Annotated in this window: 15 protein-coding genes; all 15 read right to left on the minus strand. The window is 58.7% G+C overall.

The features are described 5' to 3' along the window. Positions 1-16: 16 nt before the first annotated feature. Entirely contained in the window at positions 17-1,381 is a 1,365-nt protein-coding gene (glmU, locus tag AC4LFW_RS18805) for a bifunctional UDP-N-acetylglucosamine diphosphorylase/glucosamine-1-phosphate N-acetyltransferase GlmU (protein WP_491821021.1), read from the minus strand. A gap of 114 nt (positions 1,382-1,495) precedes the next feature. Further along, positions 1,496-1,924 carry a F0F1 ATP synthase subunit epsilon gene (locus AC4LFW_RS18810; protein WP_491821023.1) on the minus strand — a complete coding sequence of 143 codons (429 nt, stop codon included), beginning with the start codon at positions 1,922-1,924 and terminating at the stop codon, positions 1,496-1,498. A gap of 80 nt (positions 1,925-2,004) precedes the next feature. Then, positions 2,005-3,381, minus strand: a complete 1,377-nt coding sequence (atpD, locus tag AC4LFW_RS18815; RefSeq protein WP_102837646.1) for a F0F1 ATP synthase subunit beta — start codon at positions 3,379-3,381, stop codon at positions 2,005-2,007. Positions 3,382-3,411: 30 nt separating this feature from the next. After that, the gene (gene atpG / locus AC4LFW_RS18820; protein WP_491821024.1) at positions 3,412-4,275 is read right to left on the minus strand and encodes a F0F1 ATP synthase subunit gamma; all 864 of its coding nucleotides are present in this window, start codon (positions 4,273-4,275) and stop codon (positions 3,412-3,414) included. Positions 4,276-4,325: 50 nt separating this feature from the next. Further along, the gene (atpA, locus tag AC4LFW_RS18825; RefSeq protein WP_491821026.1) at positions 4,326-5,870 is read right to left on the minus strand and encodes a F0F1 ATP synthase subunit alpha; all 1,545 of its coding nucleotides are present in this window, start codon (positions 5,868-5,870) and stop codon (positions 4,326-4,328) included. A gap of 15 nt (positions 5,871-5,885) precedes the next feature. Beyond that, on the minus strand, positions 5,886-6,422 hold the full coding sequence (locus AC4LFW_RS18830; RefSeq protein ID WP_491821028.1) for a F0F1 ATP synthase subunit delta: 537 nt from the start codon (positions 6,420-6,422) through the stop codon (positions 5,886-5,888). A gap of 12 nt (positions 6,423-6,434) precedes the next feature. Continuing rightward, on the minus strand, positions 6,435-6,905 hold the full coding sequence (locus AC4LFW_RS18835; RefSeq protein ID WP_491821030.1) for a F0F1 ATP synthase subunit B: 471 nt from the start codon (positions 6,903-6,905) through the stop codon (positions 6,435-6,437). Between the two features lie 93 nt (positions 6,906-6,998). After that, entirely contained in the window at positions 6,999-7,226 is a 228-nt protein-coding gene (gene atpE, locus AC4LFW_RS18840) for a F0F1 ATP synthase subunit C (RefSeq protein WP_019340921.1), read from the minus strand. 68 nt (positions 7,227-7,294) lie between these two features. Then, complete coding sequence (atpB, locus tag AC4LFW_RS18845; RefSeq protein ID WP_491821032.1) at positions 7,295-8,167, minus strand: F0F1 ATP synthase subunit A; 873 nt, start codon at positions 8,165-8,167, stop codon at positions 7,295-7,297. A 14-nt stretch (positions 8,168-8,181) separates the two neighbouring features. Further along, complete coding sequence (locus AC4LFW_RS18850; protein ID WP_491821034.1) at positions 8,182-8,580, minus strand: F0F1 ATP synthase subunit I; 399 nt, start codon at positions 8,578-8,580, stop codon at positions 8,182-8,184. A gap of 134 nt (positions 8,581-8,714) precedes the next feature. After that, positions 8,715-9,587: a ParB/RepB/Spo0J family partition protein gene (locus AC4LFW_RS18855; protein ID WP_491821036.1), complete on the minus strand. Its 873-nt coding sequence runs from the start codon at positions 9,585-9,587 to the stop codon at positions 8,715-8,717. A gap of 9 nt (positions 9,588-9,596) precedes the next feature. After that, positions 9,597-10,385, minus strand: coding sequence for a ParA family protein (locus tag AC4LFW_RS18860; RefSeq protein ID WP_491821038.1), 789 nt, complete (start codon positions 10,383-10,385; stop codon positions 9,597-9,599). 19 nt (positions 10,386-10,404) lie between these two features. Beyond that, on the minus strand, positions 10,405-11,052 hold the full coding sequence (gene rsmG / locus AC4LFW_RS18865) for a 16S rRNA (guanine(527)-N(7))-methyltransferase RsmG (RefSeq protein WP_491821040.1): 648 nt from the start codon (positions 11,050-11,052) through the stop codon (positions 10,405-10,407). Next, complete coding sequence (gene mnmG, locus AC4LFW_RS18870; protein WP_491821042.1) at positions 11,052-12,944, minus strand: tRNA uridine-5-carboxymethylaminomethyl(34) synthesis enzyme MnmG; 1,893 nt, start codon at positions 12,942-12,944, stop codon at positions 11,052-11,054. Before mnmG ends, rsmG begins: the two co-directional genes overlap by 1 nt. A gap of 629 nt (positions 12,945-13,573) precedes the next feature. Continuing rightward, a complete protein-coding gene (gene mnmE, locus AC4LFW_RS18875; RefSeq protein ID WP_491821044.1) occupies positions 13,574-14,941 on the minus strand; it encodes a tRNA uridine-5-carboxymethylaminomethyl(34) synthesis GTPase MnmE in 1,368 nt (455 codons plus the stop codon). Between the last annotated feature and the right edge of the window lie 7 nt (positions 14,942-14,948).

The following is a 14,948-nucleotide window of genomic DNA, read 5'->3' on the forward strand; positions in this document are numbered from 1 at the left end:
GCTTCAGGCTTCAGGCTTACGACTCCTTTTTCACCGGCCTCTGCCAACCATCGATCTCGGTCTGGCGAGCACGACCGAGCGCCAGCGTGTGTGCAGGCACGTCGCGGGTGATGGTCGAGCCGGCACCCGTGGTAGCACCATCCCCCAGAGTGACCGGCGCTACCAATGAACTGTTGGAGCCAATGAACACGTCTTCACCCATCACGGTTCGGGACTTGTTGGCGCCGTCGTAGTTACAGGTGATGGTGCCGGCACCGATATTGGTTCTTGCGCCAATGTCTGCGTCGCCCAGATAAGACAGGTGGCCTGCCTTGGCGGCAACCCCCAGCCGTGCGTTCTTTACTTCCACGAAATTACCGACATGGGCCTTGTCGCCCAGGACCGCACCAGGGCGCAGACGAGCAAACGGCCCGCAATCGGCGCCCTCACCCAGCTCGGCGCCGTCCAGATGGCAGTTGGCCTTGACCACCGCACCGCGGCGCAGCGTGCTATTGCGAATTACGCAGTTCGGGCCGATCTCGACGTCATCCTCGATGACCACGGTGCCTTCGAGGATGACGTTCACGTCGATCAGCACATCACGACCAACGGTGACGTCACCGCGCAAGTCGAAACGCGCAGGGTCACGCAGCGTCACGCCCTGGGCCATCAACCGACGAGCAGCCCGCTGTTGAAAGTGCCGCTCCAGTTCAGCCAGCTGGATTCTATCGTTGGCGCCCTGCACCTCCATGGCATGCAGCGGTTGCTCGGTCGCGACCTTCAGACCGTCGGCCACGGCCATGGCGATCACATCGGTCAGGTAATACTCGCCCTGGGCATTGCTGTTCGACAGCCTGCCCAGCCAATCGCCGATCCGCGCACCAGGTACTGCCAGAATGCCGGTATTGCCTTCTGCGATGAGTCGCTGCTCGGCTGACGCATCCTTGTGCTCGATGATGGCCTGAACCACACCGCTCCCGTCGCGCAGGATGCGCCCGTAGCCGGTTGGATCGGCGAGTTCTACCGTCAGCAACGCCAGCTGCGTGGGGCCAACCTGCTCGAGCAGTCGCTGCAGGGTGTTCGCCTCGATCAGCGGTACATCTCCGTAGAGAATGAGCACTCGCTCAGCCGTCAGGGCCGGCAAGGCCTGCGCCAATGCATGGCCGGTACCCAGTTGCTCGGCCTGAACCACAAAATTGACGTCATCTGCTGCCAAACGCTCGCGGACCAGCTCGGCACCATGACCGATCACCACGTGGATGGCTGTTGGCTTAAGTGCACGCGCGGTATCGATGACATGTTCGAGCATGGACTTGCCTGCCACCGGATGAAGCACCTTGGGCAGCGCGGAGCGCATGCGCGTGCCCCGCCCGGCAGCGAGAATGACGATATCAAGAGACATGATTGAGTCTGGTCCTCTGACCCAAGGGGTCGACACGGAGATTCAAGAAATCTGCAAAAAAGAAAAAGGGTAGCCAAGGCTACCCTTTTACTCGCGTGCGATGAAGCAAGCCGGTCAGCCGCGCCCGTACTTCTTGCGCAGCTGCTCGATGGTCCGCAGCTGGGCTGCAGCCTCGGCCAGACGGGCAGATGCCGAACCGTAGTCGAAATCCGCACCCTTTTCATGAAGCGCTTTCTCGGCCGCCTTGACTGCAGCCTGAGCGGCAGCTTGGTCAAGATCCTTGGCGCGAGTAGCCGTATCGGCAAGCACCTTCACCATGTTCGGCTGGACTTCGATGAAGCCGCCGGAGATGTAGAAGATATCTTCCTCACCACCTTGCTTGATCACACGCACCGGACCGGGCTTGAGATCAGTCAGCAAAGGAGCGTGGCCCGGCAGAATGCCCAGGTCACCCAGGTGACCGTGAGCGATAACCATCTCTACCAGCCCCGAGAACAGCTCTTCTTCCGCACTGACGATGTCACAGTGGACTGTCATAGCCATACTTATGCCTCGGTAATCAGCCCGACCTTTGGCTATCGCCGCAAGCCGGGCTTATTGGCGCCCGCAAGCGGGCGCGCCAGTTACAGTTTCTTGGCTTTCTCGATGGCTTCGTCGATGCCGCCAACCATGTAGAACGCCTGCTCCGGCAGGTGATCGTAGTCACCGTTGAGAATGCCGGCGAAGCCACGGATGGTTTCTTTCAGCGAAACGTACTTGCCTGGCGAACCGGTGAAGACTTCGGCCACGAAGAACGGCTGGGACAGGAAGCGCTGGATCTTACGAGCACGGGATACCAGCTGCTTGTCGGCTTCGGACAGTTCATCCATACCGAGAATCGCAATGATGTCCTTCAGTTCCTTGTAACGCTGCAGCACATACTGGACGCCGCGAGCGGTGTCGTAGTGCTCCTGGCCAATCACGTTCGCATCCAGCTGACGCGACGTGGAATCGAGCGGATCGACCGCCGGGTAGATACCCAGGGAGGCGATGTCACGCGACAGAACCACGGTAGCGTCCAGGTGGGCGAAAGTGGTCGCAGGCGACGGGTCAGTCAAGTCGTCCGCAGGGACGTATACGGCCTGAACGGAGGTGATCGAACCGCTCTTGGTGGAGGTGATGCGCTCCTGCAGAACGCCCATTTCCTCGGCCAGAGTCGGCTGATAGCCCACCGCGGACGGCATACGACCCAGCAGCGCGGACACTTCGGTACCGGCCAGGGTGTAGCGGTAGATGTTGTCGACGAACAGCAGAACGTCCTTGCCCTCGTCGCGGAACTTCTCGGCCATGGTCAGGCCAGTCAGTGCGACGCGCAGGCGGTTTCCTGGAGGCTCGTTCATCTGGCCGTAGACCAGGGCGACCTTGTCCAGAACGTTGGAGTCCTTCATCTCGTGATAGAAGTCGTTACCTTCACGAGTACGCTCACCCACACCGGCGAACACGGAGTAACCGCTGTGCTCCATCGCGATGTTACGGATCAGTTCCATCATGTTTACGGTCTTGCCCACACCGGCACCACCGAACAGACCGACCTTACCGCCTTTGGCGAATGGGCAGACCAGGTCGATAACCTTGATGCCGGTTTCCAGCAGCTCGTTGCCGCCAGCCTGTTCGGCATAGCTCGGCGCCGCGCGATGGATGCCCCAGCGCTCTTCTTCGCCGATGGGACCGGCTTCGTCGATGGGGTTGCCCAGAACGTCCATGATCCGGCCCAGTGTGGCTGTGCCCACCGGTACGGAGATGGCCGCGCCTGTGTTGCTGACGTCCAGGCCACGCTTGAGGCCTTCGGTCGAACCCATGGCGATGGTACGGACGATGCCGTCGCCCAGCTGCTGCTGGACTTCCAGGGTAGTTTCAGCGCCGGTGACCTTCAGCGCGTCATAGATGTTCGGTACCAGATCGCGCGGAAACTCCACGTCGATAACGGCGCCGATGATTTGAACGATACGTCCGCTACTCATGTTTGGTTCCTCTGAATATTTGAACCGTTCTTAAACCGCGGCAGCGCCGCCGACGATTTCCGAAATTTCCTGCGTGATCGCAGCCTGACGGGCCTTGTTGTAGACCAGTTGCAGGTCGCTGATCAGCTCACCGGCATTGTCGGTTGCGTTCTTCATGGCGATCATCCGGGCGGCCTGTTCGGCTGCTCCGTTCTCGACCACCGCCTGGTAGACCTGGGACTCGACATAGCGAACCAGCAACGCATCGAGCAACAGGCGAGCGTCGGGTTCGTACAGGTAATCCCACTGACCTTTCGGCGCGGTCTGATCGTCACTTGCGGCCAACGGCAGCAGCTGCGCTACGGTCGGCTTCTGCGTCATGGTGTTGATGAACTTGTTCGACACTAGGTAGAGACGGTCCAGACGGCCCTGATCGAAGGCATCCAGCATGACCTTGACGCTGCCGATCAGATCATTGATCGACGGCTCTTCGCCAAGCCCGTTGACTGCCGCGACCACATTGCCGCCAAAGCTGCGGAAGAAGCTCGCACCCTTGTTGCCGATCACACAGAGGTCGGCCTCGACCTTGCTGTCATGCCATTCCTTCATGTTCTTGATCAATGCCTTGAACAGGTTGGTGTTCAAGCCACCGCACAAGCCACGATCGGACGACACGACGATATAACCGACACGCTTGACCGGACGCTCGACCATGAACGGATGACGGTATTCCGGGTTGGTATTGGCCAGATGACCGATTACCTGCTGGATCCGCTCCGCATAGGGACGGCTGGCAGCCATGCGCATCTGTGCCTTGCGCATCTTGCTGACCGCCACCTTTTCCATGGCGCTGGTGATCTTCTGCGTGCTTTTGATGCTCGCAATCTTGCTGCGAATCTCTTTTGCGCCTGCCATTTGACACCTATCGGGTTAGCAGGCGGGAGCCTTTCGACTCCCGCTGCGGCTTACCAGGATTGGGTGGCCTTGAACGACTCGATACCGGCCTTGATGCCTGCGTCGATTTCGTCGTTGAAGTCGCCCTTCACGTTGATCTTGTCCAGCAGAGCGGAATGCTCATGGCGGAAATAGGCGATCAACGCCTGTTCGAAGGCACCCACCTTGGCAACCTCGATGTCCTGCAGGAAGCCACGCTCGGCTGCATACAGGGACACCGCCATCTCGGCGATGGACATCGGCGCGTACTGCTTCTGCTTCATCAGCTCGGTGACACGCTGACCATGCTCGAGCTGCTTGCGGGTCGCCTCGTCCAGGTCAGAGGCGAACTGGGCAAACGCCGCCAGTTCACGGTACTGAGCCAGTGCGGTACGAATACCGCCGGACAGCTTCTTGATGATCTTGGTCTGCGCGGCGCCACCAACACGGGATACCGAAATACCGGCGTTGACGGCCGGGCGGATGCCTGCGTTGAACATCGACGACTCGAGGAAGATCTGACCGTCGGTGATGGAAATCACGTTGGTCGGAACGAACGCAGAAACGTCACCGGCCTGGGTTTCGATGATCGGCAGAGCGGTCAGCGAACCGGTCTTGCCCGTCACGGCGCCATTGGTGAACTTCTCGACGTACTCTTCGGAGACGCGCGATGCACGCTCGAGCAGACGGCTGTGGAGATAGAACACGTCGCCCGGGTAGGCTTCACGTCCCGGCGGACGACGCAGCAGCAGGGAAATCTGGCGGTAGGCCACGGCCTGCTTGGACAGATCGTCATACACGATCAGTGCGTCTTCACCGCGATCGCGGAAGTATTCACCCATGGTGCAGCCGGCGTACGGCGCGAGGAACTGCAGCGCAGCCGATTCGGAAGCCGAAGCAGCAACGATGATGGTGTTGGCCAGGGCGCCGTGCTGCTCGAGCTTGCGCACCACGTTGGCAATGGTCGACTGCTTCTGGCCGATCGCCACGTAGACGCACTTGATGCCACTGTTGCGCTGGTTGATGATCGCGTCGATGGCCAGCGCGGTCTTGCCGATCTGGCGGTCGCCAATGATCAGCTCGCGCTGCCCACGGCCAACCGGAATCATGGCATCGACTGACTTGTAACCGGTCTGCACTGGCTGGTCGACCGACTTACGCCAGATCACACCAGGGGCTACCTTTTCAACCGCGTCAGTTGCCTGCGCGTTGACCGGTCCCTTGCCGTCCACCGGATTGCCCAGTGCGTCAACGACACGGCCCAGCAGTTCCGGACCTACCGGCACTTCAAGGACGCGGCCGGTGCACTTGGCCCGCATGCCTTCGGTCAGGCTCTGGTAGGCACCCAGAACCACGGCACCCACGGAGTCCTGCTCCAGGTTCAGGGCCATGCCATAGACGCCATCAGGGAACTCGATCATCTCCCCGTACATCACGTCAGCCAGGCCATAGATGCGCACGATACCGTCGGAAACGCTGACGACGGTGCCTTCGTTACGCGCTTGAGCAGTCACATCGGAACTACCGATACGCTGCTTTATGATTTCACTTATCTCGGAAGGATTCAGTTGCTGCATGCCACGACCCTCAAATCAGGATTTCAACGATTCGGCCAACTGGCTCAGTTTGCCGCGGACCGACCCGTCGACAACCACATCGCCGGCGCGGATAACAACGCCGCCGATCAGCGCAGGGTTCACGACCTGCTGGGGGTTGACGGTACGATCTAGCCGCTTCGACAAGGCGGCAGCCAAGGTTTGGAGTTGCGCAGGGGTTAGCTCGAAGGCTGTCTGCACTTCAACGTCGAGTGTCTTTTCGGCCTCAGCCTTGAGGTCCTCGAAGAGCTCCCGAATGGTCGGCAACACGTCCAGGCGATCGTTATCGCCCAGGGTGGAGACGAAGTTTCGGAAGGCTTCATCGATTTCGCTACCGAACAGTTGAACCAGCGACCGAACCTTGCTTTCGCTGGTCAGGCTTGGGTTTTTCAGTAGTTCGGCAACTTGGGGAACTTCAACGGCGACCGCAGCCAGGCTCAACATGCCCGACCAGGCTTCGATCCGACCAGCCGTGCTGGCAAACTCGAAAGCGGCCTTTGCGTATGGCCGAGCAAGCGTCTGGGTATTGATCATCGCTTGCCTCGCTTAGAGTTGGGAGGCCAGTTTTTCGACCAGATCGTTGTGCGCCTTGGCGTCCACCTGGGACTCCAGGATCTTCTCCGCACCCATGATGGCCAACATGGCTACCTGGTTACGCAGTTGCTCCTTGGCACTATTCACTTCCTGCTCGATTTCGGCTCGGGCGCTCGCTACCAGCCGCTCGCCTTCGACGCGCGCCTGTTGCTTGGCTTCCTCAACGATTGCATTGGCCTGCTTGTTAGCCTGCTCGATGATCTGGGCAGCTTGCCCCTTGGTCTCGCGGAGGGTGTTTGAAACCTTTTCCTGAGCCAGTTTTAGGTCTTGCTGCGCACGGCCTGCGGCGTCCAGTCCTTCTGCGATTTTCTTCTGGCGTTCCTGCATGGCCTTGGTAATAGGCGGCCATACGTACTTCATGCAAAACCAGACGAAAATAGCGAAGGCGAACGTTTGACCGAACAGCGTCAAGTTAATGTTCACAGCGATATACCTCGTGCTATCTCGTTCGACGCGGTTGTCAATTCCACGGCAACGGGGCTCGCCAGGCGAACCCCATCAGGAACCGGAAAAGTCTTAGGCAGCGACAACGAAGATGAGGTACATCGCGATACCAACACCGATCATCGGTACGGCGTCGAGCAGACCAGCCATCAGGAAGGTCTTGGTTTGCAGCTGAGGAGCCAGCTCGGGTTGACGAGCGGTGGATTCCAGCAGCTTGCCGCCCAGCAGGGCGAAGCCGATACCAGTGCCCAGGGCACCCAGACCGATCATGATGGAGGCGGCGATGTAGACGAGTTCCATGTAAAGCTCCTGAAGCTAAGGGTTAAGGTTTTCTTGGGTAAAACGAAACTGATGAACCGGTTCAGCTGTTACGGCGTGAGTTCGGCATGACTGTGATCTTCATGCGCTGAACTCAGGTACACCACGGTCAGAACCATGAAGATGAACGCCTGCAGCGGGATAACCAGGATATGGAAAATCGCCCAGGGTACGTTCAGGGTCCACTGCACGTAGAACGGCAGCAGCGCGATGAGGATGAACACCACCTCACCGGCATACATGTTGCCGAACAGACGCAGAGCGAGGCTCAGCGGCTTGGTCAGCAGACCGAGGATTTCAAGGAACAGGTTGAACGGGATCAGGGACCAGTGATTGAACGGCGTGAATGCCAGTTCCTTGGTAAAGCCACCGAAACCCTTGACTTTGAAGCTGTAGAACAAAATCAGAATGAACACGCCGAGCGACAGGCCAAAGGTGCCGTTCGGATCCGCTGTCGGCACGATCTTGAAGTAGGGGACGCCCATTGCATGGGCCAGGCCGGGAATGTAATCGACCGGGATCCACTTCAGGCTGTTCATCAGGAACACCCAGACGAAGATGGTCAGTGCCAGCGGGGCGATCAGTGCATTACGGCCATGGAAGGTGTCCTTGACCACGCCTTCGACGAACTCCACGCACATCTCGACGAAATTTTGCAGGCGGCCCGGAGTACCGGCGGTAGCGCCTTTTGCAGCCATGCGGAAGATCAGGATGAAAATCAGGCCCATCAGCACGGACCAACCGAGCGTGTCGATATGGAACGCCATGAAACCCATGTCGCGTGCCTCGGCGCCCGTTTGAGCGATCGTCCAGGTTGCCTGATCGATCACCGAGCCATCAGCGCGAACGTAGCCTTCAGGCAATTTTCCGTACGTCAGATTCTGCAGGTGATGCTGGATATATTCCGCCGGGGTACTCGCCATAAAAGCCTCAGTGCTCAATGCTTCGGATTATTTTTCATCAGCAGGAGGGCGCTCGCTCCCGCGCCCAGAACCAGCAGGTAACCGGCGAACAATGCGGCCGGTTGCAGCGGTTTCACTCCTACGAACACCAGCGCAAACAGCGCTGCTGCCAGAATCTGTTTACCCATCTCGCCAGCCCAAAGGGACTGAACAATTGCCTTGGCCGAACGCGCGCCAAAATAGCGAAACGCCTTGAAGGCGAAATACACATTCGCCAATAACGCGATCAGGCCCCCCAGCAATACGGAGTAGCCCGCAACCAAGCCGAACAGCAGCCCACATGCTACAGCCGCGGCCAACGCAACCGTGGCTTGAATAACCAGAACGCGCGCAACCGGGAGCTGATGGAGGGGTGTTTTATTCCGAATATTCACCTTACTTCCATCGCCTTTCGAGGTCGGCGTCGTTCGATGACCGCAGTCAAAAAAGCGCCGCGAGTATAGGAGCAGCACACCCTGCGTTCAACCTTCAGGTAGTAATTTCCGACCGCCACTACATTTATTTTGTATCAGCGAATGTGTGCGAGCACACCCTGAAGTTCATCGAGCGAGCTATAACGAATCACCAGCTGTCCCTTGCCCTTATCACCGTGCTTGATCTGCACAGGAGAGCCCAGCCGCTCAGCTAATCGCTGCTCCAACCGAAGGATGTCCGGATCGCCCTTTGACGCGTTTTTCGGCTCTTCTTTCTTGTTCAACAACTGTCGGACAAGGGCTTCGGTCTGACGGACGGTCAGCCCGCGTGCGACAACATGCCGCGCACCTTCTACCTGCTCTTCAGCCGGCAATCCCAGCAATGCCCGGGCATGTCCCATTTCCAGATCGCCATGGGACAGCAGCGTCTTGATCTCGTCTGGCAGCGCTATGAGCCGCAACAGATTGCTGATGGTCACGCGAGACTTGCCCACGGCATCAGCCACCTGTTGCTGCGTCAGCTGGAATTCCTGCTGTAGCCGTTGCAAAGCGACCGCTTCTTCGATCGGGTTGAGGTCTTCACGCTGTATGTTTTCGATGAGCGCCATCGCAATGGCCGCTTCGTCGGTAACCTCACGGACCAGCGCCGGTATCTTTTCCAGGCCTGCCTGCTGGCTTGCACGCCAACGGCGCTCGCCCGCGATTATCTCGTAGCGGCCCGCGCCGATCGGACGCACCACGATAGGCTGCATGACACCCTGAGTACGGATGGAGTTGGCCAGCTCTTCAAGCGTCACCGGGTCAATATCGCGACGTGGCTGGTATTTCCCCCGCTGAATGATATCGAGCGGCAACTGTTGCAGCTCTCGCTCATCGAGCTGAACGGCAGGCTCTTGTACCGTCGTCACGTTGGCGCCACCGAGCAGCGCATCCAGTCCGCGTCCCAGGCCTCGTTTTTTGGTCGCCATGAAGATTCCTTATGCGGTTGCGCGGCGGGCGGTTCTGCGTTGACGGCGCGATAGCTCGCCCGCCAGCGCCAAATAGGCCAAGGCGCCCTTGGATTGCTTGTCATACACCAATGCCGGCATGCCATGGCTCGGCGCCTCAGCCAGGCGCACGTTACGTGGTATCACGGTGTCGTAGACCTTGTCGCCAAAGTGCGCCTTCAATTGCTCGGTGACATCGTTGGTCAGGCTGCTGCGCGGGTCGTACATGGTGCGCAACAGTCCTTCGATTTTCAGCGACGGGTTCAATGCCTGACCGATGCGCTGGATCGAATTGACCAGATCGGTGAGACCCTCGAGCGCGTAGTACTCACACTGCATCGGAATGATCACGCCATCGGCGGCCGTCAGCGCGTTGATCGTCAACATCGACAGCGAAGGAGGACAGTCGATGAGAATGTAGTCGTAATTCTCGCGTACCGGTGCAAGCGCTTCACGCAGGCGGTTTTCCTTGGCCGGTAGATTGAGCAAGGCGACTTCAGCTGCAGTCAGGTCGCGGTTGGCCGGTAACAGCTGGTAGCCACCATGTTCGGAAAACTGCATGGCATCGACCAGACTGCACTCGCCGATCAAAACGTCGTAAATCGAATATTCCAGCGATAACTTATCCACACCGCTACCGGTGGTAGCGTTGCCCTGGGGATCAAGGTCGATCAGCAGTACACGACGACGGGTAGCAACAAGCGACGCGGCAAGGTTGATACAGGTGGTCGTTTTGGCGACACCGCCCTTCTGGTTGGCGATGGCAAATACTTTAGCCATGGTCAGTGTCTGTCCGGGGTCATGAAATGCGGCGCAGTATCAGCAGATGACGTTGCCCTTGGCAACCGGGTACTTTCAGAACCATGCATTGATCCAGCTGGAAATCGCCAGGCAACGCCTGTAGCTCGTCGTCCGGCTGCACGCCCTTCATGGCGAGCCAGCGCGTATCGATGTCTCCAAGGTGCCGTGTCCAGCTACAAAAGTCTTCCAGCGAACTGAATGCACGCGAGGTTATGTCCGTAAAGGGTTGTTCGGGAATGAACTGCTCAACACGGCTGTGCACAACCTCGACGTTGGCGAGCTTGAGCTCAAGTTTTACCTGGGTAAGGAAACGGGTCTTCTTGCCGTTCGAGTCCAGCAGGGTGAAACGGCGATCAGGAAACATGATGGCCAGCGGAATACCCGGCATCCCACCGCCGCTGCCGACATCCAGCCAGCGTGCCCCGCCCTGCTGCGCCTGCTCGACGAGGCTCAGGCTATCGAGCAGATGTCGAGAGACCATTTCCGCCGGATCACGCACGGCCGTCAGGTTGTAAGCCTTGTTCCACTTGTTCAGCAAGGTCAGGTAGCCCAGCAAATGCTGTTGCTGAGCCTCGCTCAGGTTGAGCCCGAGCTGCATCGCTCCCCGTCTCAGCTCGTCGGCATGGCTGGCCAGTATTGTTTCCATCAGGCGCTCTGCTCCAGCTTTTGTCCTGCGCTGCGCTTTTTCAGATGGATCATGAGCAGCGATACGGCTGCGGGCGTGACCCCCGGAATTCGCGAGGCCTGACCGAGCGTCTCTGGACGGGTGCCGGAAAGCTTGTGCTGGATCTCCTTGGAGAGACCTGAAATGCTCGAATAATCCAGGTCGACCGGCAATTCGATACTTTCGCTGGCACGCAGACGAAGAATCTCGTCTTGCTGCCTATCGATGTATCCAGCGTATTTGGTCTTGATTTCAACCTGTTCGGCTACCTGCGCATCCTCTACCCCGGCACCAACGATTTCCACCAGCCGGCGATAGTCGATTTCGGGACGCGCCAGCAGGTTGAGCAGGTTGTACTCGTGGGTCAGAGGCGTACCGAAACGTTCTGCAATCAGGTCACCCTGGGCCGTTCCAGGACGAACCCAGGTGTTTTTCAGGCGCTGCTCTTCCTGAACAATGCTTTCTCGCTTGCGCTCGAAGGCAGCCCAGCGAATAACGTCCACAAGCCCCAGTTCCCGGCCTTTCTCGGTCAAACGCAGATCGGCATTGTCCTCGCGGAGGATCAGCCGGTACTCGGCGCGAGAAGTGAACATGCGATAAGGCTCCTGGGTACCCAGGGTAATCAGATCGTCAACGAGTACGCCCAGATACGCTTCGTCTCGACGTGGACACCAGCTGTCCAGGCCCTTGGCGCGCAGTGCCGCATTGGCACCGGCCAGCAAGCCCTGGGCGCCCGCTTCTTCGTAACCGGTAGTGCCATTGATCTGGCCAGCAAAGAACAGCCCTGCGATGGCCTTGGTTTCCAGGCTGTACTTCAGATCGCGCGGGTCGAAGTAGTCATACTCGATGGCATAGCCAGGCCGCACGATATGAGCGTTTTCCATGCCGCGGATGCTCTGCACCAACTGCAGCTGCACGTCGAAGGGCAATGAGGTGGATATTCCGTTCGGGTACAGCTCGTGGGTGGTCAAGCCTTCGGGCTCGATGAACACCTGATGACTGTCCTTGTCGGCGAATCGGTGGATCTTGTCTTCGATCGACGGGCAATAACGCGGGCCGACACCTTCGATGAGACCGGAATACATCGGCGACCGGTCCAGATTGGCCGCGATGATTTCATGGGTGCGCGCATTGGTGTGCGTGATCCAGCAGCTCACCTGCCTTGGGTGCTGTGCTGCGCTGCCCAGAAACGACATGGTTGGAATCGGCGTATCGCCAGGCTGCTCGGTCATCACCGAAAAATCCACGCTCCGTCCATCGATGCGCGGCGGCGTACCTGTCTTCAGGCGCCCAACGCGCATCGGCAGTTCACGCAGGCGGCTAGCCAAGGCAACCGAAGGTGGGTCACCCGCCCTACCGCCTGAATAGTTTTGCATTCCGATGTGGATAAGTCCGCCGAGAAAGGTGCCGGTGGTAAGCACAACAGCGTCGGCAAGAAAGCGCAGCCCCATCTGAGTCACGACGCCTCTAACCTGATCGGCTTCCACGATCAGGTCATCCGCAGCCTGCTGGAATATCCACAGATTTGGCTGGTTTTCCAGAACATGGCGAACGGCAGCCTTGTACAGGATCCGATCGGCTTGTGCGCGAGTCGCCCGCACAGCCGGCCCTTTGCGGCTGTTGAGCACGCGAAACTGGATACCACTCTGGTCGGTCGCCGTTGCCATGAGACCGCCGAGGGCATCGATTTCCTTGACCAGATGACTTTTACCGATGCCGCCAATGGCCGGGTTACAGCTCATCTGGCCCAGCGTTTCGACATTGTGCGACAGAAGAAGCGTCTTCACGCCCATTCGAGCAGCCGCCAACGCAGCTTCGGTACCGGCATGGCCACCGCCGATAACGATGACCTCAAAACGGGAAGGGAAGTCCACCACGTACCTCGTGCTTGATGAGAAGGGTCTGGAAAGCACGCCAGTATAGGGTTTCGTTGGCTTTGAAAGAAGTGCTCTGCACAAAAAATGACCAATGACGGGGCGCTACGCTGCGGCAGATGACCAACTTAAATAAAAAGAAAGAAATGATTTAAAGCTTGTTGTTATGTTTATAAATGAGCAGCAGGTTTCTGTGGATAAAACTCTGAAAGGCAAGTCTGACGTGATGTACAGCGGAAAGAAAGACTGTGTCATTCCCGCTCACAAGCGGTGTGGTAGCCGTGTGTAGCCTGTGTATGAAAAGTAGATTTATCCACAGGCCGATATGCGCCGCCTGTTTTCTACCTGTTATCTACTGGTCTCATGTGCTGTTTTCCACAGAGCTCCTGAATGGTTTTTTGCCTGTCACCTTCGACCTGATGCTTCCTGTGCGAGTTGATCACAGCGGTGTCGCCAGTATTCCCAATGGGCCAGGTCACAGGCGCAAGCATGCGAGCACTTGCGCGTCACATTGATTTGAATGAAAAGCAGAAATGAAGCAGAAGGGACGGCGCGACGCCTGGCTAAACGCCGCGCCTACCTCACCGTCGTTGCTGCAGACCTCGCCTTGGCGAGGTGAGGTGGTCGGGCTATTTGCCGATGCAGAAGCTGGAAAAGATGCGGCCCAGCAAGTCGTCGGAACTGAATGCGCCGGTTATTTCCCCCAGTGCTTGCTGGGTTTGCCTGAGATCCTCGGCAAGGAGCTCCCCCGCCCCTGCCAGGGTCAGCTGAGCATGGCCGTGGTCCAGATGTAGGGAGGCCTGACGCAAGGCGTCCAGATGCCTGCGACGGGCGCTGAAGCTGCTTTCGGCGGTCTGGTCATAACCCATGCAATGTTTCAGATGATCCCGAAGCAGATCGAGGCCATCTCCTGAACGAGCCGACAGGCTGATGATGGAGTGACCATCGGCGTCGACCGTCAGAGCGGCCCTTTCGCCGGTGATGTCGGCCTTGTTGCGCACAATGGTGGTCTTCGCCGGGTCTGGTCTGCTGGACAGCAGTTCCGGCCACTTGGAGTCTTGGGGCTCATCGTTCGCCGCGCTGGCATCGATGACCAGCAGGATACGATCGGCGTCCTCGATCGCCTTGATTGCGCGCTCAACACCGATTCGTTCAACCGGGTCCTTGGTGTCCCTCAATCCGGCGGTGTCGATGATGTGCAATGGCATGCCGTCAATCTGGATATGCTCACGCAGCACGTCGCGGGTTGTGCCGGCGACATCGGTGACAATAGCTGCCTCCCTGCCGGCCAGTGCATTGAGTAAGCTGGATTTGCCAGCGTTGGGGCGGCCGGCGATAACCACTGTCATTCCATCGCGCAAAAGTGCGCCTTGTGCGGCTTGATGCAGAACTGTGGATAACTCTGCGCGAAGATCTTGCAACAGAGCAAGGATCCGTCCATCCGCCAGGAAATCGATCTCTTCCTCCGGGAAGTCGATGGCCGCTTCGACATAGATCCTTAGCTGGACCAGGCTCTCGGTGAGCTGATGGACGCGACGAGAGAAATCTCCCTGCAACGAACGCACTGCATTGCGCGCCGCCTGCGTGGAACTGGCCTCGATCAGGTCAGCGATCGCTTCTGCCTGTGCCAGATCCAGCTTGTCGTTGAGAAACGCCCGTTCGCTGAACTCTCCCGGCCGAGCAAGGCGGACGCCCAGCGCCACGCAGCGCTGCAACAGCATGTCCATGACAACAGGGCCACCGTGCCCCTGGAACTCCAGTACATCTTCACCAGTGAACGAATGCGGCCCGGGGAAAAACAGCAGCAGACCTTCGTCGATGACTTCACCGTCATCGGCATGAAAGGGCCCATAGTGAGCATGACGAGGGGTCGGCTCCCGACCGCTGAGTGTGATGGCGACAGCCTTGGCTCGGGGCCCTGATACCCGTACCACACCTATCCCGCCCCTACCCGGTGCGGTTGCGACGGCAGCAATGGTTTCGCGGTCTTGGCTCATCCATTTT

It is taken from the genome of Stutzerimonas sp. C6.4V (assembly GCF_058536345.1).

Excerpts from the sequence above, each read along its gene's own strand:
- glmU (WP_491821021.1), bottom strand. The coding sequence starts at position 1,381 with ATGTCTCTTGATATCGTCATTCTCGCTGCCGGGCGGGGCACGCGCATG.
- AC4LFW_RS18810 (WP_491821023.1), bottom strand. The coding sequence starts at position 1,924 with ATGGCTATGACAGTCCACTGTGACATCGTCAGTGCGGAAGAAGAGCTG.
- atpD (WP_102837646.1), bottom strand. The coding sequence starts at position 3,381 with ATGAGTAGCGGACGTATCGTTCAAATCATCGGCGCCGTTATCGACGTG.
- atpG (WP_491821024.1), bottom strand. The coding sequence starts at position 4,275 with ATGGCAGGCGCAAAAGAGATTCGCAGCAAGATTGCGAGCATCAAAAGC.
- atpA (WP_491821026.1), bottom strand. The coding sequence starts at position 5,870 with ATGCAGCAACTGAATCCTTCCGAGATAAGTGAAATCATAAAGCAGCGT.
- AC4LFW_RS18830 (WP_491821028.1), bottom strand. The coding sequence starts at position 6,422 with ATGATCAATACCCAGACGCTTGCTCGGCCATACGCAAAGGCCGCTTTC.
- atpE (WP_019340921.1), bottom strand. The coding sequence starts at position 7,226 with ATGGAACTCGTCTACATCGCCGCCTCCATCATGATCGGTCTGGGTGCC.
- atpB (WP_491821032.1), bottom strand. The coding sequence starts at position 8,167 with ATGGCGAGTACCCCGGCGGAATATATCCAGCATCACCTGCAGAATCTG.
- AC4LFW_RS18855 (WP_491821036.1), bottom strand. The coding sequence starts at position 9,587 with ATGGCGACCAAAAAACGAGGCCTGGGACGCGGACTGGATGCGCTGCTC.
- AC4LFW_RS18860 (WP_491821038.1), bottom strand. The coding sequence starts at position 10,385 with ATGGCTAAAGTATTTGCCATCGCCAACCAGAAGGGCGGTGTCGCCAAA.
- rsmG (WP_491821040.1), bottom strand. The coding sequence starts at position 11,052 with ATGGAAACAATACTGGCCAGCCATGCCGACGAGCTGAGACGGGGAGCG.
- mnmE (WP_491821044.1), bottom strand. The coding sequence starts at position 14,941 with ATGAGCCAAGACCGCGAAACCATTGCTGCCGTCGCAACCGCACCGGGT.